Genomic DNA, 22,297 nt, shown 5'->3' with positions numbered 1-22,297 from the left:
CACACCGGTCCCGGGCCGCACGGCCCGGGACCGGACCGCTGTCAGGCCTTGACCACGCCGTCCACGAAGACGGTCCAGGCGGCGGCCGGGACGATGAGCGCGGGGCCGGCGGGGTTCTTGGAGTCGCGGACGGGGACGACGCCGGGGATGTCGTCGAGGACCTCGACGCACTCGCCGCCGTCGCCGTCGCTGTAGCTGCTCTTGCGCCACGGGGCGGCGCCCGGGAAGTCGTACGCCACCTCGACGCAGTCGCCGCCCTCGCCGTTGCTGTAGCTGCTCTTGCTCCAGCGGGCGTTGCTCAGGTCGTACTCGCGCATCGTCTGTAGTCCTCTGCCGCCGATTCGATCAGGGCGAGGGACGCCTCCGGCGACAGCGCGGCGACCCTGAGCAGATCGTAGGCGCGCTGTGCTCGCTTCACCACCGCCGGATCGTCCAGCAGAGTCCCCGAAAACGACGTCTCTGTATAGGCGGTGGGCGGTGCGTCCTCGAACTCCATGAGCTTCAGGGTCCCGGCCATGGAAGCATGTGCCCCGGCCTCGCACGGGATCACCGTCACCAGCGTGGTGCGCTCGCACATCATCGCCACGATGTGCTCCAACTGCCGGGCCATCGCGGCCGGGCCGCCCACAGGGACACGTAACGCGTTCTCGTGCAGGGTCGCCCAATACTCCGGCCTTGTAGCGTCCTTGAGGATGTGCGCCCGTTCCATCCGGGACGTGACCTTCTCCTCGACGTACCGCTCGGAGACGAACGGGTTGGCGGCGAGGGTGACCGCCCGCGCGTACTCGGCAGTCTGCAACAGCCCCGGCACGACCGTCGGCGCGAACTCGCAGATCTTCGTCGCCAGCGCCTCCAGCTCCGCCACCGCCGCGAAATAGTCCGCATATGGCGACTTGGCGATCATCTTCTTCCACATCCGCTCGAAAAAACCGTCGGTTTGTAGCGTCTCGTCAATCCGCCCCGCCACATCCTTCTGCGGCTTCCGAATAGCCTGTTCGAATTGGCCGATGTAACCGCCGGATACGAATACCCGCCGCCCCAGTTCCCCCTGCGTCAGCCCCGCCGCCTCCCGCCTCGCCTTGAGCTCCTGCCCGAAGAACTCCCAGGCCGCCTGCCTGGACCCCACCCCTCGCCCCTTACCTGCGTTGGCCATGGATTAACTCCTTTGTGCTGCCGTGCAGTTGTAGCGCGCGTATGTCTGCCGATTCTAGGTCTGTGTCCTCACACTCATGAGGGGAAGACAGAAAAAGAATCCGAGGCATGACGAGAGGAGCGCCGTGGAAGAAATGGGCCATCTCCAAGAAGCCGAGGCGGCTGTGACGGAATTGAGGTGCGCACTGGCCCGGGCCGGAGTGACGTTGCCGTCGCTCGGACTGGACCCGGTCACGTGCGCAGGGAGGAGTCCGAGGGTGCTGGTCGAGCTGGGCCGCTGCACGGTCGAGACCGCGCGGCAGCTGGCCGCCGCGCTCCCCGGACCGGGGGAGGAGACGGACCGATGACGGCACCGGCCGTGGGGTCGTACGTGATCGACACGAGCACCGGACAGGTGGGGCAGGTCATGGGCCACGAGGGGCCGTACGTCCAGCTCAGACCCATCGGCGGCGGCCGCGAATGGGACTGCACCCCGGAGACGCTGCGCATCGCGACGGCCCAGGAGCGCCTGAGCGCGGCGACGGCCTACGCGAACGCCCGCAGCCGGGGCGAGGTGCCCTGATCACCCGAGCGGTCGGCGCGCACGGTGCTGCGCCGACGGACTTTCCAGGTCGGCTGATGGCCCGCTCGTCACGTACGGGACAATGACCCCATGAGTCTGTTCCGCGACGACGGCATCGTGCTGCGCACCCAGAAGCTGGGTGAGGCGGACCGGATCATCACGATCCTCACCCGCGGCCACGGCCGTGTCCGTGCCGTCGCGCGCGGGGTGCGGCGCACCAAGTCGAAGTTCGGGGCGCGGCTGGAGCCCTTCTCGCACGTGGACGTGCAGTTCTTCGCACGCGGCAGCGAGCTCGTCGGACGCGGGCTGCCGCTGTGCACGCAGAGCGAGACGATCGCTCCGTACGGTGGCGCGATCGTCACCGACTACGCCCGCTACACCGCCGGGACGGCGATGCTGGAGACGGCGGAACGGTTCACCGACCACGAGGGCGAGCCGGCCGTCCAGCAGTACCTGCTGCTCGTCGGAGGCCTGCGCTCCCTCTCCCAGGGCGAGCATGCGCCGAACCTCATCCTCGACGCCTTCCTGCTGCGCTCCCTCGCCGTCAACGGCTACGCGCCCAGCTTCGAGGACTGCGCGCGATGCGGCCTCCACGGGCCCAACCGCTTCTTCTCCGTCGCTGCCGGCGGCGTCATATGCGGCGACTGCCGGGTGCCCGGCAGCGTCGTACCCTCTGCGGAGGCCATCGGTCTGCTCAGCGCACTGCTCACCGGAGACTGGGACACGGCGGACGCCTGCGAGGCGCGCCACGTCCGGGAGGGGAGCGGGCTGGTGTCCGCCTATCTGCACTGGCACCTGGAGCGCGGCCTGCGCTCGCTGCGGTACGTAGAGAAAAGCTAGGAAAGCGAAAGCTAGGAGAGTGTGACCCCCATGGCACGACGCGGAATCCTGGGACGTTCCCGCCGCGACCACAAGGTCCCCGAGCCGCACCCGTCAGGGGCACGCCCGCCGAAGATCCCCGGTGAGCTGGTGCCGAAGCACGTGGCGATCGTGATGGACGGCAACGGCCGCTGGGCCAAGGAGCGCGGTCTGCCGCGCACCGAGGGGCACAAGGTCGGCGCCGAGCGCGTGCTGGACGTACTGCAGGGCGCGATCGAGATGGGCGTCGGAAGCATCTCCCTGTACGCCTTCTCCACCGAGAACTGGAAGCGCTCGCCGGACGAGGTGCGCTTCCTGATGAACTTCAACCGCGACTTCATCCGCAAGACCCGCGACCAGCTCGACGAGCTCGGCATCCGGGTGCGCTGGGTGGGCCGGATGCCCAAGCTGTGGAAGTCGGTGGCCAAGGAGCTCCAGATCGCGCAGGAGCAGACCAAGGACAACGACAGGCTCACGCTGTACTTCTGCATGAACTACGGCGGGCGCGCGGAGATCGCGGACGCGGCGCAGGCGCTGGCGGAGGAGGTGAAGGCGGGCAGGCTCGACCCGTCGAAGATCACCGAGAAGACGATCCAGAAGTACCTGTACTACCCGGACATGCCGGACGTCGACCTCTTCCTGCGGCCGAGCGGCGAGCAGCGCACCTCCAACTACCTGATCTGGCAGAGCGCTTACGCCGAGATGGTCTTCCAGGACGTGCTGTGGCCCGACTTCGACCGCCGCGACCTGTGGGGGGCCTGCCTGGAGTACGCGCAGCGCGACCGCCGCTTCGGCGGGGCGATCCCGAACGAGGAACTGCTGGCGATGCGGGGCCAGGACCCGGCCGAGAACCCGGCCCCCGACCCGGCCGTCTGACCGGCCGACCCGCTGTCCGACCTGCCCGCTACGATCACGGCTCGTCCGAGGAAGAGGACAGGGGAGGGGCCGTGACCGAGGGGCAAGGCGTGACGGAGGCGCACGCCGTCGTCGAGCTGAGATACGAGCTGAGGCAGCCGGACTGGTCCGACGCGTTCCGTGCCCGCGGGCGGGTACGGGGGATCAAGGGCCGGCTGCAAGGCCTGCTCACGCCGGTGCTCTTCGCGGCGGCGGTGTGGCTCCTCGCCGACGACGCCATGGCCGCGGGCTTCGCCTTCGTGGGCAGCCTGTTCGGCCTCGTCGCCAGGACAGGCGTCCTGGCCGCGCGGCACGCCGGAATGGGCGCCCCGCTGGGGCCCTGGACCGTGACCGTCACCGACTCCGACGACGCGGTGCGCTTCACGGGCACGGACATGGAGACCCGCCGGGGCTGGCGGGCCTTCGGCGGGTACGTGGAGACCGCCGCCGGATTCGTCCTGCTGTCGCCGGCCCCGTACTCGGTCGTCGTCCACTATCTGCCGAAGCGCTCCATGGGCAAGGCCGACACCGATCGCCTGCGCGGCATACTCGACCGTCACCTGCCCCGCTTCGGCCGCCGCCGACTCCAGCATTGAGGGCCGACCAGTAGGCTCCGTACGTTGTTCGCACCGGGGAGGGGCCATGGCCGAGGGCATGAACGCGGAGGAAGTCGTGCACGGGCAGGCGGTGGAACTGGTTTACCGTCCGACCGCGGACGATGTGAACCAGGCCCTCCGGGCGAGGTTGAAGCGGTCCCTGGGCTGGCGCTTCGCCTGGGTGATGGGCGTCTTCTGCGCCGTGATCGTCGCCCTCCTCATCCTGCTGTTGCTGCTGACCGGCCGCGGCCTCGGCGCGATGCCGCCCGCGGTGTGGGTGGTGATGATCGTCTTCCCGCTCACACTCTGGGGCACCCCGCGGCTGCAGGCCCGGGCCGTGGCGAAGCACGCCGAGCAGCAGGGCGAGTTCCGGGTGGCCGTCGACGACACGGGCATCCTCATCGCCACCGACAACAACTCGGCCCGGTACGGGTGGCAGAGCTGGGGCCGATACGCCGAGACGGACGGGGTCTTCGTCCTGCTCAGCCCGGACAGGGCGGCCATCGGCATGATGGTCCTGCCGAAGCGGGGCGTGACCGGCCCGGCCGATGTGGACCGGCTGCGGGTGCTCCTCGACCGGCACGTCACCCGCATGTGACCCGACCGCGGACCCGGCTCCCCGGCCGCCGGCCTGCCCGCTACGATCACGGCCGATTCACCGCAGACACCGGGGAGGGCCCATGGCCGGGGACACGAGCATGCCGGAGACGGACCAGAGCACGGACAGCGTGGAGCTGGTCTACCGGCCGACCCCCGCCGACACACTGGTCGCCCTGCGGGTCCGCGAACGGATCAAGAGGACCGGGCTCCTGCTGCGGGGCGTGTTCCTCACACTCTTCACCGGGGTCCATCTGCTCGGCACCGTACGCCGGGGAAGCATCGAGCCCATCTCGACCGCTCTGTTCCTCGCCGTCGTCCTGTTCGTGTGGGGCTATCCCCGGATACACGCCGCCCATGTGCAGCGGATCATCGGATGGCAGGGCGAGTACCGCACCACCGTGTCTCCGGCCGGGATCACCTGCAGCACCGACCACAGCACGCTGATCCAGAAGTGGTCCGTCCTCAAGGGCTACCGTGAGACGCCCGGCCACTTCGTCCTCCTCAGCCGGGACCCCAACATCATGTGTCTCTCGGTCCTGCCCAAACACGGGCTGAGCACGCCCGACGACGCCGACCGGCTGCGGGCCGTCCTGGACCGGCACACCACCCGCGTCTGACGTACGCGAAAGGGCCCGCACCGGCATCCGGTGCGGGCCCCTTCCACGTCGACCTGCCTACTGCGCCGCCGCGCACTCCGCACACGTACCGAAGATCTCCACCGTGTGCGCCACGTTCACATACCCGTGCGCCGCCGCGATCGTCTCCGCCCACTGCTCGACGGCCGGGCCCTCGACCTCGACCGCCTTGCCGCAGACGCGGCAGACCAGATGGTGGTGGTGCTCACCGGACGCGCAGCGCCGGTACACCGCCTCGCCGTCACTGGTACGCAGCACATCGACCTCGCCGGCCTCGGCAAGGGACTGCAGCGTCCGGTAGACCGTCGTCAGGCCCACCGAGTCGCCGCGGTGCTTGAGCATGTCGTGCAGCTCCTGCGCACTGCGGAACTCGTCGACCTCGTCGAGCGCCGCCGCCACCGCAGCCCGCTGCCGGGTCGCCCGGCCGCGTACGGGGGGTCCAGCAGTCGCCACAGGTGCCTCCTTACGTTCCGCCCGCTCCTCGTCGGGCCATTCTGCCAGGCGCGGATCCTGGCCCGGTCCGGGCGCGGGTCCGGCCCGGTCCGGTCCGGGCCGGAATCAGACCCGGACGTCGTCCATGGCACCGTCCGCGGGACGACGCGTGACCGGAAGGTCCAGATCGCACTCCGTCTCCGCCGCCTCCAGGGCTCTCGCCCGCCGTCGCGCCAGCGGCGTCGCCAGCATCGTCAGCAGCACGAACACCCCGATCGCCAGCAACACGATCGTCGCGCCCGGCGGCACGTCCTGGTAGTACGAGACGACCGTGCCCGACAGCGCGACCGACACTCCGATCGCCACCGCGCCGGCGAACGTCACCACAAACGACTTCGCGACCTGCTGCGCCGCCGCCACCGGCACCACCATCAGCGCACTGACCAGCAGCAGACCGACCACCCGCATCCCGACCGTGACCGTCACCGCTGCCGTCACCGCCACCAGCAGATTCAGCGTCCGCACCGGAAGACCCGTGACCCGCGCGAACTCCTCGTCCTGGCTGATCGCGAAGAGCTGCCGCCGCAGACCGATCGTGATCAGCAGCACAAAGCCCGCCAGCAGACAGATCGAGGTGACGTCCTCGTCGGACACCGTCGACAGCGAACCGAAGAGATACGACACGAGGTTGGCGTTCGAGCCGTTCGGCGCCAGGTTGATCAGCATGACGCCGCCCGCCATACCGCCGTAGAAGAGCATCGCCAGCGCGATGTCGCCGCGTGTGCGCCCGTACGCCCGGATCAGCTCCATCGCGATCGAGCCGACGACGGCCACCAGCGTCGCCATCCACACGGGACTGGTGGAGAGCAGGAAGCCGAGGCCGACGCCGGTCATCGCGACATGGCCGATGCCGTCGCCCATCAGCGCCTGCCGACGCTGCACCAGATGAATGCCGAGGGCGGGTGCGGTGATCCCGACGAGCACGGCGGCCAGCAGCGCCCGCTGCATGAAGGGGTCCTGGAGGATGTCCATGATCAGGTCAGCAGTCCCGTGCGGAGCGGCTCGTCGGCCGCGTGCGGATGTACGTGGTCATGGCCCGGCAGCGCATGCTGCCCGACGGCCTCGGGCGGCGGCCCGTCATGGACGACGCAGCCGTCGCGCAGCACCACCGCCCGGTCGATCAGCGGCTCCAGCGCCCCCAGCTCGTGCAGCACCAGCAGCACCGTCGTCCCCGCGGCGACCTGCTCGCGCAACGTCGCCGCGAGGATCTCCTGGCTGGCCAGGTCCACGCCCGCCATCGGCTCGTCCATGATCAGCAGATCGGGTTCGGTCGCCAGCGCGCGGGCTATCAGCACCCGCTGGTGCTGACCGCCGGACAGCGCGCTCACCGCGTCCTTCGTCCGGTCGGCGAGCCCGACCAGCTCGATCGCCCGCTGCACGGCCGCCCTGTCGTCCTTCGACGGCCAACGCAGCTTCGTACGCGACAGCCGGCCGGACGACACGACCTCGCGGACGGTCGCCGGGACGCCGCTCGTCGCGGTCGTGCGCTGCGGTACGTACCCGACGCGCGACCAGTCACGGAAGCGGCGAAGCTCCGTACCGAAGAGGGACACCGAGCCGCCCGTGAGCGACACCTGGCCGATCAACGACCGAACGACCGTCGACTTGCCCGAGCCGTTGGCGCCGAGCAGCGCGACGACCTCACCGTGGCCCACGGTGAGGTCGACACCACGCAGCACAGGGCGCGAGCCGAGCGTGGCCCTTGCCCCGCGGACGGATATGACGGGATCACTCACGCTCACAACTGCTCCTCGGATGCTGCTCTTGCCGTGACTGCTGCTGCTTCGGCTTCGGCTTCGGCTGCTGTGGCTGTGGCTGTGGCTGCCGCTGCCACGGCTGCGGTAGTGCTGGTCACTTCGCGCCGAGAGCCTTCTGCAGCCCGGCGAGGTTGGACTCCATCACCTCGATGTAGTCATCGCCCTTGGACTGCTTCGTGATTCCCTCCAGCGGGTCCAGGACGTCCGTCTTCAGGCCCGCGTCCTCGGCGAGGGTCCTCGCGGTCTTGTCGCTGGCGAGCGTCTCGAAGAAGACCGTGGTGACCTTGTCCTGCTTCGCGATGGTCTGGAGCTCCTTGATACGGGCGGGGGTCGGCTCGTTCTCGGGATCGATGCCGGCGATGCCCTCCTGCTCCAGGCCATAGCGCTCGGCGAGGTAGCCGAAGGCGGAGTGGGTGGTGATGAAGGTCCTGGTGCCGGTGTTCTTCAGGCCCTGCTCGAACTTCGTGTGCAGGCCGTTCAGCTTGGTGACCAGCTCGTCGGTGTTCTTCTTGTAGTCGGCCGCGTTGGCCGGGTCGACCTTCTCCAGGGATGCGCCGACGCCCTTGGCCACCTCGGCGTACTTGACCGGGTCCAGCCAGATGTGCGGGTCGGCGGCGGCACCCTCCGCGCCGTGCTCGTCGGAGTGCTCCTCGCCCGCATGCTCGTCGGAGTGCTCGGCGTGCTCCTCGGGGGTCTCGCCCTCATGGCCGTGGTCGTGGCCGACCGCGGTGCCGTGGTCCTCGAGCTCGGTGAGCGTGGCCGCGTCGACGGTGTTCCTGACGTCCGCCTGCTTGATCGCCTCGTCGACGGCGGGCTGGATACCCTTGAGGTAGAGGATGTAGTCGGCCTGGCGGAGCTCGGAGGTCTCCCTGGGCTTCAGCTCCAGGTCGTGCGGCTCGACGCCGGGCTTGGTCAGGGTCGTGACCGAGACATGGTCACCGCCGATCTGCTCGGCGAGATACTGCATGGGATAGAACGACGCCACCACATCCAGCTTGCCGTCGCCCTTGTCGCCGTTCTTCGCAGCGCTGGAGGAACCGGAGCAGGCCGAGAGGGTGACGAGGGAGAGAGCGGCCACGCCGGCGACGGCGGTGGTGGGTATGAGGCGTCGTACGTTCATGACAGTCATTTTCAACAAACATGGAAACGATTGTCAACAAAGGGTGGGCAGGCTCCCTACCCGGTACCGATTTGATCCGGGGGGTGCGCCCGCCGGTAATCTGAAGCATTCGCTTCAGCCCGTCGTCGTAATGAAGAGAGCACCGTGGCCGCCGACAAGATCGACACGATCGTCAACCTGAGCAAGCGCCGTGGCTTTGTCTACCCGTGCAGCGAGATCTACGGCGGGCAGCGTGCCGCCTGGGACTACGGGCCGCTGGGCACCGAGCTCAAGGAGAACATCAAGCGCCAGTGGTGGCGCTACATGGTCACCTCGCGTGAGGACGTCGTCGGTATCGACTCTTCTGTGATCCTGGCGACCGAGGTCTGGGAGGCCTCCGGCCACGTCGCCACCTTCACCGACCCGCTCACCGAGTGCACCTCCTGCCACAAGCGCTTCCGCGCCGACCACCTCGAGGAGGCGTACGAGGAGAAGCACGGCCACGCCCCCGCGAACGGCCTGGCCGACATCAACTGCCCGAACTGCGGCAACAAGGGCCAGTTCACCGAGCCCAAGCAGTTCTCGGGTCTCCTCTCCACCCACCTCGGCCCCACGCAGGACTCCGGGTCCGTCGCCTACCTGCGCCCCGAGACCGCCCAGGGCATCTTCACCAACTTCGCCCAGGTCCAGCAGACCTCGCGCCGCAAGCCCCCGTTCGGCATCGCCCAGGTCGGCAAATCCTTCCGCAACGAGATCACGCCGGGCAACTTCATCTTCCGCACCCGCGAGTTCGAGCAGATGGAGATGGAGTTCTTCGTCAAGCCCGGCGAGGACGAGAAGTGGCACGAGTACTGGATGGAGCAGCGCTGGAACTGGTACACCGGCCTGGGTCTCCGTGAGGAGAACATGCGCTGGTACGAGCACCCGGCCGAGAAGCTCTCCCACTACTCCAAGCGCACCGCCGACATCGAGTACCGCTTCCAGTTCGGCGGCAGCGAGTGGGGCGAGCTCGAGGGCGTCGCCAACCGCACCGACTACGACCTCAACGCCCACTCCAAGGCCTCCGGCCAGGACCTGTCGTACTTCGACCAGGAAGCCGGCGAGCGCTGGACGCCGTACGTCATCGAGCCCGCCGCCGGCGTCGGCCGCACCATGCTCGCCTTCCTCCTCGACGGCTACAACGAGGACGAGGCCCCCAACGCCAAGGGCGTCATGGAGAAGCGCACCGTGCTTCGCCTCGACCACCGCCTCGCCCCGGTCAAGGTCGCCGTGCTGCCGCTGTCCCGCAACCCGCAGCTCTCCCCGAAGGCCAAGGGCCTCGCGGCCGACCTGCGGCAGAACTGGAACATCGAGTTCGACGACGCCGGCGCCATCGGCCGCCGCTACCGCCGCCAGGACGAGATCGGCACGCCGTACTGCGTCACCGTCGACTTCGACACGCTCGACGACAACGCGGTGACCGTGCGCGAGCGCGACACCATGAAGCAGGAGCGCGTGTCCCTGGACCAGATCCAGGCGTACCTCGCCACCCGCCTCATCGGCTGCTGACGGACATCAGTTCACCGTTACGACAGCAACAAGCCCCCGGTTCCGTACCCGGAACCGGGGGCTTCGTTGCACACTGGGGCCCACTCGTCGACAGGGAGGCTCACGATGCCGTCCACCACCAGCAGCAAAGTCAGCAGATGGGACCAGCACGGGCGGGAACATGTCGTCAGGGTCCAGAAAGCAGGCGTACAGCGGTCGTTGACCTGCGACACCTGCGGCTGGCGCAAAGGCGCGCAGTTCCTGCCCTGGCTCAAGGCAGAGGAACACCTGGCGGAGGCCCACCAGGCCACGGTGGACCCGGCAGCAGGAAACGGCACCCCGTGACGACCCGCGGGCTCAGGCCCGCAGCCCGCGCAGCAACAGCTCGCACACCGCGCGGAATTCGTCGTCGATCGTGGCCCGCCGCCACTCCGGCGCATACACCGGATCATGGAAACGCGCCGTCGCGTGGAACACCGCCTGCGCCGCAGAAATCGGCGCCGGGGCCTCGAACTCCCCGCCGCGCACGCCCTCTTCGATGATCCGTGCGAGCTGGCCGACCAGCACCACCAGATGCTCGTCCACCACGTCACTGGCCTCCGTGATCAGCACACCGTACGTGGCGAACAGCTCGGGATCGTCGCCCGCCTTGTGACGCTTCGCCTCGAAGAGACCCGCGAGCCAGGCACGCAGCTTCTCTTCGGCCGACCGGGCAGGCGCCTCCGTGATCTCCGACAACAGCGCCTCCGTCCGGCCGAGCCAGCGCGCCGTCACTGCCTCGCGCAGCGCCGCCTTCGTACGGAAATGCCGGTAGACGCTCCCGTGGCTCACGCCGAGCACCCGCGCCACGTCGACGACCGTGGCCTTCGCCGGGCCGTACCGACGCAGCACCTCCTCCGTGGCTTCGAGGATGCGATCAGTGGTCAGAGTTTCGCTGGTGGACATGGCATTGACGGTACCCGGCCGGACCGGCGGCAATGCGCTCAGTGCTCGCTGTCGAGGTGCGCCATCTGCGCCTCCGAGTAGCGCGCACCGGCCGCCGCGTCCGCCGGGACCGCACGCTCGATCGCGTCCAGATCGGCGGCGTCGAGCGTGACCGCCAGCGCGCCGAGCGCCTCGGAGAGCCGGTCGCGGCGGCGCGCACCGACGAGCGGCACGATGTCCTCGCCGCGCGCCAGGACCCAGGCGATGGCGATCTGGGCGACCGAGACACCCTTCTGCTCCGCGATCTTGCGCAGCTGCTCGACCAGGTCGAGGTTGTGCTTCAGGTTCTCGCCCTGGAAGCGCGGGCTCATGCCCCGGAAGTCATTGGCGGCGAACTTCCGGTCGCTGGTGAAGTGGCCGCTGATCAGCCCGCGCGACAGCACGCCGTACGCCGTGATGCCGATGCCCAGCTCGCGGGCGGTGGGCAGGATCGCGTCCTCGATGCCGCGCGAGATCAGCGAGTACTCGATCTGGAGGTCGGCGATCGGGGCGACCGAGGCAGCCCGGCGCAAGGTCTCCGCGCCGACCTCGGACATGCCGATGTGCCGGACATGACCCGCCTGGACAAGCTCGGCGATCGCACCGACCGTCTCCTCGACGGGCACATCGGGGTCGACGCGGGCGATCCGGTAGATGTCGATGTGGTCCGTGCCGAGGCGCTGCAGCGAGTACGCCGCGAAGTTCTTCACGGCGGCGGGCCGGCCGTCATAACCGGACCAGCCTCCGTCCGGATCGCGCAGTGCCCCGAACTTCACGCTGGTGAGCGTCCTTTCGCGCGCCGCGGCGGGGGCGGTGCGCAGCGCCTCGTTGATCAGCAGCTCGTTGTGACCCATTCCGTAGAAATCGCCGGTGTCGAGCAGCGTGATCCCGGCATCCAGCGCGGCATGAATCGTCGCGATGGACTCGGCCCGGTCGGCGTCTCCGTACAGCGCGGACATACCCATGGCGCCGAGGCCGAGGGCGGAGACCTCGGGGCCGGTGGTGCCGAGGGTGCGGGTGGGGATGGGCTGCGGGACGTTGAACGTCATGGGGACTCCTGGGGAGGGGTGTGGGGGGATGTCGTATAACGACTATGACATGACGAATGACAGATTTCAATATCTGTCATTCGTCATGTGTCAGCGATGCTCTCCGTGTCTGATCGGTGACGGCAGAGGCAGCGTGGAAATCCGGATGCTCCGGCCCCTTCGGGGCGGTAGCGTCGCCCGCATGTCCTCCTTCTTCCAGATTTACGAGTGAGAGTGCGGCGGACCGCGTTCCGCCCCCACCAGATGACATCCGGATCACTTCTCACCACGATGGGAGAACCCCGTGGCCAAGAGCCGTAACAACCTCCTCGGCGTCGGCGGACAGCGAAAGAAGCTGTCCCGCGCCGACCAGCAAGGAAACGGTCCGACGCGGAACGCCGAGCGCAAGGCGGCCTCGGACCAGAAGCAGGAGTTGCTGCGCAAGATGAAGGAGCGCACCCAGGGAACCCATGGCGAGCAGACCGCCCAGGACGACAGCGGCTCCGCCGCTCCGAGCGCGCAGGGCTGACGCTCACTCGCCACACCGCGGGCCCGGGTCGCATCATGCGGCCCGGGCCCGTCGGCGTTTTCGGAGCCTGCGATCCATGAACGCGTCGCAGCTCGCGCGGTGCCGTCAGCCTTCGGCGGCCTCGGCAGGGACCTGGAACGTCGAGGTGTCGAGTTCGCAGCCGAAGGGATCGGGGATCTCGAGCTTGGCACCGAACGGAACCGTCGTCCGCGACAAGTAGCCCTTCGCGGACGGCTCCCAGAACACCGTCGCAGCCTTCTCCTGCATGTCGATCAGGAGGTACACCGGCACGCCTGACCTGCCGTAGACCGGGACCTTGTCCTGCCAGTCGACGAGCCGTGTCGAGGACGACGTCAGCTCGCAGACGAAGGAGAGGGCCTCGCCGTCGATGTGCTGGGCCTCGGTCTGGAAGGCGGACGCCGCGGCGGCGTAGATGTCGGGACCGTACGCCCGCTCTTCACCGGGGAAGGTGAACAGGAACGGGGCGTGGTCGAGCACATGGTCCTTGCGCGCGTGCGGTTCGAGCTGCGAACGGATGGAGCGCATTATCGGCAGATAGAAGCCCCTGGACCACGGCGACATGACGATGTTTCCCCCGACGATCTCCGCCCGGTAGCCGTCGGGCACCTCCATGGTCAGCAATGTCCGGCAGAGCGCTTCGAAGCGCGGTGAGCCGTCGGCAGCTTCTATGGTCGTCGGTCGCTCAAGCATCGCTGTCATGATGCGCCCTTCCTCGTGCACGGTGCCATACAGCCACGCGTAATGCGTCGAGCACTCAGAGTATCGATGGGGTGTGACAGCAGGCGTCGGTTCGCGGTGATCAGGACGTACGGCTTTCCGCCGGCACCCGCGCCTTCGACGACTCCAGCCGTTCCGCCGTCCGCCGCGCCGTCTCCCGTGCCCACCGTCCGCTGGTCGCGAGGCCGACGAGCAGTACGGACAGCCCGCAGCCCATGATGATCCACCAGGCGGGGCGGCTCGCGTCGACGAAGCCCGCCGCGGGGGCGGCCGCGCTCGTGCCCGCTGCCAGGACCGAGCCGATGACCGCGACGCCGAGGGTGGCGCCGGTCTGGCGGCTGGTGGAGGCGATGGCGGCGGCGACGCCCGCCTGGGAGCGGGGCATGCCGGAGACGGCGGTGTTGGTGATGGGGGCGTTGACCATGCCGAAGCCGAGGCCGAAGAGGACGTATCCCGTGAAGAGGGGACGGGTGGACGTCTCGGCCTCGAAGGCGGCGAAGAGCAGGCCGCTGGCGGCCATCGAGACCCCCGCGACGATCAGCGGGAGTCGCGGGCCGCGGCCGCCGACGAGACGGCCCGACAGCGGGGCGCACACGAAGGTGAGCGCGGCCATGGGCAGCATGTAGAGGCCGGCCTGGAGCGCGGACAGTCCGCGTACCTCCTGCAGATAGAGGGTGTTGAGGAAGAGGAAGCCGCTGAGCGCGGCGAATGCGCTGATCGCTATGACGGTCGCGCCGCTGAAGGGTGCGGAGCGGAAGAAGCGCAGGTCGATGAGGGGTTCGTGGCGCCGGGGCTCGTAGGCGAGCAGTCCGGCGAGGGCGAGTACGGCGATCGCGGCGAAGGGGAGCACGGCGCCGAGGCCCTTGTCGGGCGCCTCGATGATCGCGTACGTGACCGAGCCGAGGAGGGCGATGACGAGGAGCTGGCCGACCGGGTCGGGGCGGCGTGGCTTCGGGGCGCGGGACTCGGGGACGTAGCGCCAGGTGAGGAGCAGGGCCGTGAGGCCCACCGGGACGTTGATCCAGAAGATGGAGCGCCAGCCGACGGTCTCGGTGAGGAGGCCGCCGATGAGCGGGCCCGCGGCCATCGATATCCCGACGACGCCGCCCCAGGCGCCGATGGCGCGGGCGCGTTCGCGCGGGGCGGTGAAGGTGTTGGTGATGATCGACATGGCGACGGGGTTGAGCATCGAGCCGCCCACCGCCTGGATCATGCGGAACGCCACGAGCGATTCGAGGTTCGGCGCGAGCGAGCAGAGGACCGAGCCGAGGGTGAAGAGGACGAGCCCGGTCTTGAAGACCTTGCGGCGGCCGATCCGGTCGGCGGTCGAGCCGGCGAGCATGAGCAGTGAGGCGAGGACGAGTGTGTACGCGTCGATCGTCCACTGCATTCCGGCGACCGTGGCGCCCAGCTCCCGGCGCATGGAGGGCAGCGCGACGTTGAGGACCGTGTTGTCCAGGCTGACGATCAGCAGGCTCATGCAGCAGATGGCCAGGATCAGCAGCCGTCGCCGGCGGCTCAGCTCGGGCACAGGCTCGGACATGTATGCATAGTACGCCTAACTAATGAACCAGGGAATGCGCGACAATGGGCGAATGACCACGCTCGCCCAGCCCTCGACGCTGTCCATCGGCCCGCACGCCGTACAGCCCCCTGTGGTACTCGCGCCCATGGCCGGCATCACGAACGCCCCGTTCCGCACCCTCTGCCGCGAATTCGCCGAAGGCGTGCGGGGGTTCGGGGGTCGCCCCCCGATGGGCACAGTCTCGGGCGGCAAGGGACTGTTCGTCAGCGAGATGATCACGACGCGGGCGCTGGTCGAGCGCAACGAGAAGACGATGCAGCTCATCCACTTCGACGAGACCGAGACGCCGCGCTCGATCCAGCTGTACGGAGTGGACCCGGTCACCGTCGGCAAGGCGGTGCGGATGATCGTGGACGAGGATCTGGCCGACCACATCGACCTGAACTTCGGCTGTCCGGTCCCGAAGGTGACGCGCAAGGGCGGCGGCTCGGCGCTCCCGTACAAGCGGCATCTGCTGCGGGCCATCCTCAACGAGGCCGTCGGCAACGCCGGGGACCTCCCCGTCACGATGAAGATGCGCAAGGGCATCGACGACGACCACATCACCTACCTCGACGCGGGTCGGATCGCGGTCGAGGAGGGTGTCACCGCGATCGCGCTCCACGGGCGCACGGCGGCGCAGCACTACGGCGGCACGGCGGACTGGGACGCGATCGCCCGCCTCAAGGATCACGTCCCCGAGATCCCGGTGCTCGGCAACGGCGACATCTGGTCGGCGGACGACGCGCTGCGGATGATGCGGGAGACCGGCTGCGACGGCGTGGTCGTGGGGCGCGGCTGCCTGGGGCGGCCGTGGCTGTTCGGCGATCTGGTCGCCGCTTTCGAGGGTAGGAACACCTATGCGCGCCCGTCGTTGCGCGAGGTCGCGGACGTCATGGTGCGCCATGCCCAGTTGCTGGGCGAGTGGATCGGTGACGAGTCCCGTGGAGTGATCGACTTCCGTAAGCATGTGGCCTGGTATCTCAAGGGCTTCGCGGTCGGCTCCGAAATGCGGAAGAAGCTCGCGGTGACGTCGTCGCTGGACGAGCTGCGCGCTCAGCTGAGCGAGCTGGACCTGGACCAGCCGTGGCCGGTGGGCGCGGACGGGCCGCGTGGGCGTACGTCCGGGAACAACCGGGTCGTCCTCCCGGACGGCTGGCTGAAGGACCCCTACGACTGTGCGGGTGTGAGCGAGGATGCGGAATTGGACACCTCGGGGGGCTGATCAGGGCTTGGATCCGGGCTGGTGGCAGGCCGCTTGCCGGGCCTCGGCCCGGGCACCGGACCGGGCTCCGGACCCGTGTCCGTTTTCGGGCGCGGACGGGTCCGGATGCTGGTATCACGCCGTCCGGAGCGGCGTGATTCTCGCCACCCTTGATAAGGGTTGCGCTCAGATGAGCGAAAGTTGGGTGGGTCCACCTTTAGAAGGGGTGGCACTGAGTGCCACCCTTTCTGTGTTCAAGAGTTGAACTCAGATGCCCGGAAGAGCGCTCATTCGAGCGCGCATTGCCCGCTTTGGGTCAAGCGCTCTTCGAGGCATGAAGAAGTCGAGTGGTGACTTTTTACGCTTCAGTAACCTGCGATCTGCTGGCGGACGGGTGGTTACGGCCGAATGACGGACAAGTAGACGTACCCAGGCGCCTTCGATCTGGGTATGTTCCTCGCCGTCAGGGCAGCCACCGAGTCCTCGAGGAGTCGAGACCCGTGTCGGAAAACAAAGATCAGAAGTTCGTCTACGACTTCACCGAGGGCAACAAGGACCTCAAGGACCTCCTCGGTGGCAAGGGCGCGAACCTCGCCGAGATGACCAACCTCGGGCTGCCCGTTCCCCCGGGCTTCACCATCACCACCGAGGCGTGCAAGGTCTACCTCGAGAGCGGCGAGGAGCCCGCGGCACTGCGTGACGAGGTGAGTGCGCACCTCGACGCGCTGGAGCAGCGGATGGAGAAGAAGCTCGGCCAGGCCGACAACCCGCTCCTCGTATCCGTACGCTCCGGAGCCAAGTTCTCGATGCCGGGCATGATGGACACCGTCCTCAACATCGGCCTCTCCGACAAGTCCGTCGAGGGCCTGGCCAAGCAGGCCGGCGACGAGCGCTTCGCGTGGGACTCGTACCGCCGGCTCATCCAGATGTTCGGCAAGACCGTCCTCGGCGTCGACGGCGAGCTCTTCGAGGAGGCCCTGGAGGCGGCCAAGGAGGCCAAGAAGGTCACCGTCGACACCGACCTCGACGCCGCCGACCTGAAGAAGCTGGTCAAGCAGTTCAAGAAGATCGTCAAGGATCAGACCGCCCGCGACTTCCCGCAGGACCCGCGCGAGCAGATGGACCTCGCCATCAAGGCGGTCTTCGACTCCTGGAACACCGACCGCGCGAAGCTGTACCGCCGCCAGGAGCGCATCCCCGGCGACCTGGGCACGGCCGTCAACGTCTGCTCCATGGTGTTCGGCAACCTCGGCCCCGACTCGGGCACCGGTGTCGCCTTCACCCGCGACCCCGCCTCCGGCCACCAGGGCGTCTACGGCGACTACCTGCAGAACGCGCAGGGCGAGGACGTCGTCGCCGGTATCCGCAATACCGTGCCGCTCGCCGAGCTGGAGACGATCGACAAGAAGTCGTACGACCAGCTGATGCAGATCATGGAGACGCTCGAGACGCACTACAAGGACCTGTGCGACATCGAGTTCACCATCGAGCGCGGCCAGCTGTGGATGCTGCAGACCCGGGTCGGCAAGCGCACCGCCGGTGCCGCCTTCCGGATCGCGACCCAGCTCGTCGACCAGGGCCTCATCGACGAGGCCGAGGCGCTGCAGCGCGTCACCGGCGCCCAGCTCGCCCAGCTGATGTTCCCCCGCTTCGACGAGTCGGCGAAGGTCGAGAAGCTCGGCCGCGGTATCGCCGCCTCCCCGGGCGCGGCGGTCGGCAAGGCCGTCTTCGACTCGTACACGGCCGTCAAGTGGTCCCGCTCCGGCGAGAAGGTCATCCTGATCCGCCGTGAGACCAACCCGGACGACCTCGACGGCATGATCGCGGCCGAGGGCATCCTCACCTCGCGCGGCGGCAAGACCTCGCACGCGGCCGTCGTCGCCCGTGGCATGGGCAAGACCTGTGTCTGCGGCGCCGAGGAGCTGGAGGTCGACACCAAGCGCCGCCGGATGACCGTGAACGGCACGGTGGTCGAGGAGGGCGACGTCGTCTCCATCGACGGTTCCACCGGCAAGGTGTACCTCGGTGAGGTCCCGGTCGTGCCGTCCCCGGTCGTCGAGTACTTCGAGGGCCGTATGCACGCGGGCGCCGACGACGCCGACGAGCTCGTCGCCGCCGTGCACCGGATCATGGCGTACGCGGACCGGGTGCGCCGCCTGCGCGTACGGGCCAACGCGGACAACGCCGAGGACGCGCTGCGGGCACGGCGCTTCGGTGCGCAGGGCATCGGCCTGTGCCGCACCGAGCACATGTTCCTCGGTGAGCGCCGCGAGATGGTCGAGAAGCTGATCCTCGCCGACACCGACGACGAGCGCGAGGACGCGCTGAAGGCGCTGCTGCCGCTGCAGAAGAAGGACTTCATCGAGCTCTTCGAGGCGATGGACGGGCTGCCGGTGACGGTGCGGCTGCTCGACCCGCCGCTGCACGAGTTCCTGCCGGACATCACCGAGCTGTCGGTGCGCGTCGCCCTCGCCGAGGCCCGCAAGGACTCCAACGAGAACGACCTGCGCCTGCTCCAGGCCGTGCACCGGTTGCACGAGCAGAACCCGATGCTGGGTCTGCGCGGTGTCCGCCTCGGCCTGGTCATTCCCGGCCTGTTCACCATGCAGGTACGGGCGATCGCCGAGGCCGCGGCCGAGCGCAAGAACGCCAAGGGCGACCCGCGCGCCGAGATCATGATCCCCCTCGTCGGTACCGTCCAGGAGCTGGAGATCGTCCGCGAGGAGGCCGAGCAGGTCATCGCCGAGGTCGAGGCGAAGACCGGCATCGAGCTCAAGCTCGCGCTCGGCACGATGATCGAGCTGCCGCGCGCCGCGCTGACCGCCGGTCAGATCGCCGAGGCCGCCGAGTTCTTCTCCTTCGGCACGAACGACCTCACCCAGACCGTGTGGGGCTTCAGCCGGGACGACGTGGAGGCCAGCTTCTTCACGGCCTACCTGGAGAAGGGCATCTTCGGCGTCAGCCCGTTCGAGACCATCGACAAGGACGGCGTCGGCTCGCTCGTCCGGAACGCCGTCGAGGCAGGCCGGGCCACCCGCCCGGACCTGAAGCTCGGTGTGTGCGGTGAGCACGGCGGCGACCCCGAGTCGGTGCACTTCTTCCACGAGGTGGGCCTGGACTACGTGTCCTGCTCGCCGTTCCGGATCCCGGTGGCGCGACTGGAGGCCGGCCGCGCGTCGGCGCAGTCCTCCGGGAGCGACAGCCGCTGACCCACCGGCCGGCGCCGAGCGGCGCCGGCCCCTGACCCCGGGGCCGTCGGTGGTCCCCGACCCTCACCGACCGGCCGGCGGCCCCGGCGCACCAAGAGACGAGCGGGACGAACACCTTGTGCGGAGGTGTCCGTCCCGCTCGTTTCCTATTCGCACAACACCTGCCTTTTCCACACAGCCGCGCACAGCCGCACACAGCCCCGCACAGCAGCGGTGGCGCTGTCGTGCCGCCGTTGTACGCCGTTGTACCGCCGTTGTGCCGCTGTTGAACGACGGACCAGTAGCGGGCATTAAGCAAAGGTGGATTTCCGCCATTCGTTGAGCAAAGAACAGGCGGGGCGCGGACGGCGGATCCCCACCCGCCGGCCGCGCCCCATTACCGATGCCGGACACGGAGCCGCAACCTCCGCCGACCGCCGCCGGGCGTGGAAAGCCCCCCACGGTCTTTACCTCGCCCCTCGGTACCCGAAGGTTTCGTGCCCGACGTCGTACAGCTTTTCGGTTCGCTGCGGTCCTCCGCACTGCGTTTCAACTGTGGCTGAAACTCCGTGGTGACGGCCTGTGATTGCGTGCATACTCAGGGACCGGGACGATTGCGGATGCAACAGTGGGGGTTCCGTGCTGCGTATCCATTTCACCGGCGAGGACCTTGCGAGGGTACGGATGGCGGCCAGGCCGGACGTTTTGTGGGAGACCATTCTCAGTTTTCACCGTTTACGGGACCGGCGCGGTGCCACGGTCTACGGGGAATGGCGCACGGAAACCCGGGCCCGGTTGAACGGTGAAACACGTCTGCTGGCCGCGCTCGTGCCGCCGCGCGGCTATTTCCCGGACTTTCTGACCCCGCCCGAGGGGCTCGACGGCCTCGACGAGGGCCTCGAAGCGGTGCGCGCGACGCCGGTGCGGCGGCTGCGCGCCGAGCTCGCGCTGCTCGCCGCCGACCGCCCGCACCCCGGGATGCCGGGCCGGCTCGCCGGGCTCGACGAGGGTGTGGCCGAGCCGATGGCCCGGCTCATCGGTGCCCTGCGCAGCTACCACCGGGCCGCCGTGGAGCCGTACTGGGCGCAGATCCAGGCCGCGGTGGAGGCCGACCGGGCCGCCCGCGGCCGGGCGCTGCTCGACGGCGGGGCGGACGAACTGCTCGACTCGCTGCCACCGATGCTGCGCTGGCGTGCGCCGGTCCTGGAGGCGGACTACCCGGTCGACCGGGACATCCGTCTGGAGGGCCGCGGGCTGCTGCTGCAGCCGTCGTACTTCTGCCGCGGCACGCCGGTCGTGCGGCGGGACCCGGCGCTGCCGCCCGTGCTGGTCTATCCCGTCACGCACACGGGCGCCCCGCCGGCCGCCGACGCCGAGCGCGACCAGGTCTCGCTCGGACGGCTCGTCGGCCACACCCGCTCGGCCGTCCTGCGGTCGATCGGCAACGGCTGTACGACGAGCGAACTCGCCCGCAGGGCCGGGGTGTCGCTGGCCTCCGCCAGCCAGCACGCCTGCGTCCTGCGGGAGGCCGGACTGGTGGTCACCCTGCGGAACGGCAACGCCGTGCTGCACACGATGACCCCGCTGGGCACCGCCCTGCTCAGGGGCGGCGCCCAGCGGGATCCGGTGGTCCAGCGGGACCCGGTGGTGGTGCGGTCCGGTGGCGCCTACGCGCGGAACGGCCCCGTCACCTCGTAGGTGATACCGCCCGACGAACTGCCGCTCGTGCCGCGCTGGCTGGAGAAGTAGAGCCGCTGCCCGTTCGGGGAGAAGGCCGGTCCGGTGATCTCGGAGCCGGACTGGCCGTTGATCCGCAGGAACGGCGCGACGACGTCGTCCGGCGTGATGATGCAGATCTCCATGTTCCCGCCGTCCTCGGCGACATACAGGTCGCCGGAGGACGCGCCGGTGATGTTGTCGACACCGGTGAGCGGGGCGCCGCCGCCGACGACCAGCGAGTCGTCGTAGGCCAGCTCGTACGTGCTGTTCGCCAGGTTGATCTGCCAGACCCGGTTGTCGCCCTTGGTGGTGAACCAGACGGTGTTGTTGGCGTAGTGGCAGCCCTCGCCGCCGTTGAACCGCTTCGCGCCCGAGACCTGGTCGCGGGTCACGGTCGGCGAGCCGTCCGGGTCGGGCACGGTCCCCCAGGTGAAGCTGCCGGAGGTGCCGGTGCCGGCCTTGAGCACCTGGAGCGTGCCGGAGGAGAGATTGCCCCAGGTGGTGGGGATGAACCGGTAGAAGCAACCGTTGGACTCGTCCTCGGTCAGGTAGATCACCTGGCGGACCGGGTCGGCGGCCGCCGCCTCGTGCTTGAACTTGCCCATGGCGTCGCGGCGCGTGGCGGTGCCGCCCCACGGGTTGGTCTCGTAGACGTAGCCGAGGCTGACCTCCTCGCACGACAGCCAGGTGTTCCACGGGGTGGCGCCGCCGGCACAGTTCTGCCGGGTGTTGGACAGGATGCGGTAGGCACTGGTGACGGTGCCGGAGGAGTTGAACTTCACGGCACTGGCGCCGCCGCCGGGGTTGATCTCCGAGTTGGACACGTAGATCCAGCCGGAGCCGTCGGCGAAGCACGCGCCGCCGTCAGGGGCGTTGTGCCAGGTGTAGGAGGTGCCGGACACCGTCTGCCCGGACCGGGCGATCACCCGGCTGGTGAAACCGCTGGGCAGCATGATGCCGTTCGCATCCGCCGTCCCGAGCGGCCCGTAGGGGCTCGGGCCCGGCTGCGCCGGGGCCGCGTAGGCCGCCCCTTGCATCAGCGTTCCGCCGAAGGCGGCGGCCGTACCGCCGATGACCGCACCGCGTAGGAAGCTGCGTCGTTCCACTGTCACTCCAGGGGTGTCGTGACCGTCCCGCTCACCGGCCGGCGAACGGGTCGCGCGCCAACGGACCCTAGGAGTACGGAGTTGAC

The 22,297-nt window shown here is 69.0% G+C and carries 24 protein-coding genes; 13 read left to right on the top strand and 11 right to left on the bottom strand.

What is annotated here, in order from left to right; all coding sequences use genetic code 11:
• Window positions 1-41 precede the first annotated feature (41 nt).
• Both ACWCXB_RS11965 and ACWCXB_RS11960 read right to left on the bottom strand, forming a co-directional pair.
• A complete protein-coding gene (locus ACWCXB_RS11965; protein ID WP_450721684.1) occupies window positions 42-317 on the bottom strand; it encodes a DUF397 domain-containing protein in 276 nt (91 codons plus the stop codon).
• A complete protein-coding gene (locus ACWCXB_RS11960) occupies window positions 299-1,153 on the bottom strand; it encodes a helix-turn-helix domain-containing protein (protein WP_450721682.1) in 855 nt (284 codons plus the stop codon). Before ACWCXB_RS11960 ends, ACWCXB_RS11965 begins: the two co-directional genes overlap by 19 nt.
• A gap of 133 nt (window positions 1,154-1,286) precedes the next feature.
• Here ACWCXB_RS11960 and ACWCXB_RS11955 point away from each other — a divergent pair, with 133 nt between their 5' ends.
• From ACWCXB_RS11955 to ACWCXB_RS11925, 7 genes are all read left to right on the top strand, one after another.
• The gene (locus ACWCXB_RS11955; RefSeq protein ID WP_450721744.1) at window positions 1,287-1,499 is read left to right on the top strand and encodes a hypothetical protein; all 213 of its coding nucleotides are present in this window, start codon (window positions 1,287-1,289) and stop codon (window positions 1,497-1,499) included.
• Window positions 1,496-1,714: a hypothetical protein gene (locus tag ACWCXB_RS11950; RefSeq protein ID WP_450721680.1), complete on the top strand. Its 219-nt coding sequence runs from the start codon at window positions 1,496-1,498 to the stop codon at window positions 1,712-1,714. Before ACWCXB_RS11955 ends, ACWCXB_RS11950 begins: the two co-directional genes overlap by 4 nt.
• A 90-nt stretch (window positions 1,715-1,804) precedes the next feature.
• On the top strand, window positions 1,805-2,554 hold the full coding sequence (recO, locus tag ACWCXB_RS11945) for a DNA repair protein RecO (RefSeq protein WP_450721678.1): 750 nt from the start codon (window positions 1,805-1,807) through the stop codon (window positions 2,552-2,554).
• Between the two features lie 30 nt (window positions 2,555-2,584).
• Window positions 2,585-3,448 carry an isoprenyl transferase gene (locus ACWCXB_RS11940; protein WP_450721676.1) on the top strand — a complete coding sequence of 288 codons (864 nt, stop codon included), beginning with the start codon at window positions 2,585-2,587 and terminating at the stop codon, window positions 3,446-3,448.
• A gap of 71 nt (window positions 3,449-3,519) precedes the next feature.
• Complete coding sequence (locus ACWCXB_RS11935) at window positions 3,520-4,062, top strand: YcxB family protein (RefSeq protein ID WP_450721674.1); 543 nt, start codon at window positions 3,520-3,522, stop codon at window positions 4,060-4,062.
• A 46-nt stretch (window positions 4,063-4,108) separates the two neighbouring features.
• On the top strand, window positions 4,109-4,660 hold the full coding sequence (locus ACWCXB_RS11930; RefSeq protein WP_450721672.1) for a YcxB family protein: 552 nt from the start codon (window positions 4,109-4,111) through the stop codon (window positions 4,658-4,660).
• 82 nt (window positions 4,661-4,742) lie between these two features.
• The gene (locus ACWCXB_RS11925) at window positions 4,743-5,279 is read left to right on the top strand and encodes a YcxB family protein (protein WP_450721670.1); all 537 of its coding nucleotides are present in this window, start codon (window positions 4,743-4,745) and stop codon (window positions 5,277-5,279) included.
• A 57-nt stretch (window positions 5,280-5,336) separates the two neighbouring features.
• On the opposite strand, the gene ACWCXB_RS11920 is transcribed toward ACWCXB_RS11925, so the two are convergent.
• The 4 genes from ACWCXB_RS11920 to ACWCXB_RS11905 all read right to left on the bottom strand — a co-directional run bounded on the left by ACWCXB_RS11920 (window position 5,337) and on the right by ACWCXB_RS11905 (window position 8,666).
• The gene (locus ACWCXB_RS11920; RefSeq protein ID WP_450721668.1) at window positions 5,337-5,750 is read right to left on the bottom strand and encodes a Fur family transcriptional regulator; all 414 of its coding nucleotides are present in this window, start codon (window positions 5,748-5,750) and stop codon (window positions 5,337-5,339) included.
• 105 nt (window positions 5,751-5,855) lie between these two features.
• Window positions 5,856-6,761 (bottom strand): metal ABC transporter permease, encoded by a 906-nt coding sequence (locus tag ACWCXB_RS11915; protein WP_450721666.1) that lies wholly within the window; start codon window positions 6,759-6,761, stop codon window positions 5,856-5,858.
• A gap of 2 nt (window positions 6,762-6,763) precedes the next feature.
• Window positions 6,764-7,531, bottom strand: coding sequence for a metal ABC transporter ATP-binding protein (locus ACWCXB_RS11910; RefSeq protein WP_450721664.1), 768 nt, complete (start codon window positions 7,529-7,531; stop codon window positions 6,764-6,766).
• 109 nt (window positions 7,532-7,640) lie between these two features.
• On the bottom strand, window positions 7,641-8,666 hold the full coding sequence (locus tag ACWCXB_RS11905) for a metal ABC transporter substrate-binding protein (RefSeq protein WP_450721662.1): 1,026 nt from the start codon (window positions 8,664-8,666) through the stop codon (window positions 7,641-7,643).
• A gap of 144 nt (window positions 8,667-8,810) precedes the next feature.
• On the opposite strand from ACWCXB_RS11905, the gene ACWCXB_RS11900 reads away from it, so the two are divergent.
• Together ACWCXB_RS11900 and ACWCXB_RS11895 are read left to right on the top strand one after the other, a co-directional pair.
• Entirely contained in the window at window positions 8,811-10,193 is a 1,383-nt protein-coding gene (locus tag ACWCXB_RS11900; RefSeq protein WP_450721660.1) for a glycine--tRNA ligase, read from the top strand.
• A 105-nt stretch (window positions 10,194-10,298) separates the two neighbouring features.
• Window positions 10,299-10,517 carry a hypothetical protein gene (locus ACWCXB_RS11895; RefSeq protein ID WP_450721658.1) on the top strand — a complete coding sequence of 73 codons (219 nt, stop codon included), beginning with the start codon at window positions 10,299-10,301 and terminating at the stop codon, window positions 10,515-10,517.
• A gap of 12 nt (window positions 10,518-10,529) precedes the next feature.
• Here the strand turns inward: ACWCXB_RS11895 and ACWCXB_RS11890 are convergent, their stop codons facing one another.
• Window positions 10,530-11,117 carry a TetR family transcriptional regulator gene (locus ACWCXB_RS11890; protein WP_450721656.1) on the bottom strand — a complete coding sequence of 196 codons (588 nt, stop codon included), beginning with the start codon at window positions 11,115-11,117 and terminating at the stop codon, window positions 10,530-10,532.
• Between the two features lie 38 nt (window positions 11,118-11,155).
• Window positions 11,156-12,184, bottom strand: coding sequence for an aldo/keto reductase (locus tag ACWCXB_RS11885; RefSeq protein WP_450721654.1), 1,029 nt, complete (start codon window positions 12,182-12,184; stop codon window positions 11,156-11,158).
• A 283-nt stretch (window positions 12,185-12,467) separates the two neighbouring features.
• Here ACWCXB_RS11885 and ACWCXB_RS11880 point away from each other — a divergent pair, with 283 nt between their 5' ends.
• The gene (locus tag ACWCXB_RS11880) at window positions 12,468-12,692 is read left to right on the top strand and encodes a DUF6243 family protein (protein ID WP_450721653.1); all 225 of its coding nucleotides are present in this window, start codon (window positions 12,468-12,470) and stop codon (window positions 12,690-12,692) included.
• 105 nt (window positions 12,693-12,797) lie between these two features.
• On the opposite strand, the gene ACWCXB_RS11875 is transcribed toward ACWCXB_RS11880, so the two are convergent.
• Both ACWCXB_RS11875 and ACWCXB_RS11870 read right to left on the bottom strand, forming a co-directional pair.
• A complete protein-coding gene (locus tag ACWCXB_RS11875; RefSeq protein ID WP_450721651.1) occupies window positions 12,798-13,412 on the bottom strand; it encodes a Uma2 family endonuclease in 615 nt (204 codons plus the stop codon).
• A gap of 100 nt (window positions 13,413-13,512) precedes the next feature.
• Window positions 13,513-14,961 carry an MFS transporter gene (locus tag ACWCXB_RS11870; RefSeq protein ID WP_450721742.1) on the bottom strand — a complete coding sequence of 483 codons (1,449 nt, stop codon included), beginning with the start codon at window positions 14,959-14,961 and terminating at the stop codon, window positions 13,513-13,515.
• Window positions 14,962-15,025: 64 nt separating this feature from the next.
• Between ACWCXB_RS11870 and dusB the strand changes: the two genes are divergently transcribed.
• From dusB to ACWCXB_RS11855, 3 genes are all read left to right on the top strand, one after another.
• On the top strand, window positions 15,026-16,219 hold the full coding sequence (dusB, locus tag ACWCXB_RS11865; RefSeq protein ID WP_450721649.1) for a tRNA dihydrouridine synthase DusB: 1,194 nt from the start codon (window positions 15,026-15,028) through the stop codon (window positions 16,217-16,219).
• A gap of 479 nt (window positions 16,220-16,698) precedes the next feature.
• Window positions 16,699-19,407, top strand: coding sequence for a pyruvate, phosphate dikinase (ppdK, locus tag ACWCXB_RS11860; RefSeq protein WP_450721647.1), 2,709 nt, complete (start codon window positions 16,699-16,701; stop codon window positions 19,405-19,407).
• A 618-nt stretch (window positions 19,408-20,025) separates the two neighbouring features.
• Window positions 20,026-21,084: an ArsR/SmtB family transcription factor gene (locus ACWCXB_RS11855; RefSeq protein WP_450721645.1), complete on the top strand. Its 1,059-nt coding sequence runs from the start codon at window positions 20,026-20,028 to the stop codon at window positions 21,082-21,084.
• Here the strand turns inward: ACWCXB_RS11855 and ACWCXB_RS11850 are convergent.
• Window positions 21,054-22,211 (bottom strand): alkaline phosphatase PhoX, encoded by a 1,158-nt coding sequence (locus ACWCXB_RS11850; protein WP_450721643.1) that lies wholly within the window; start codon window positions 22,209-22,211, stop codon window positions 21,054-21,056. The genes ACWCXB_RS11855 and ACWCXB_RS11850 overlap by 31 nt on opposite strands.
• Window positions 22,212-22,297: the final 86 nt, after the last annotated feature.

The organism is Streptomyces sp. NPDC001514 (assembly GCF_053597075.1).
This window is presented reverse-complemented; position numbering and strand designations above follow the sequence as displayed.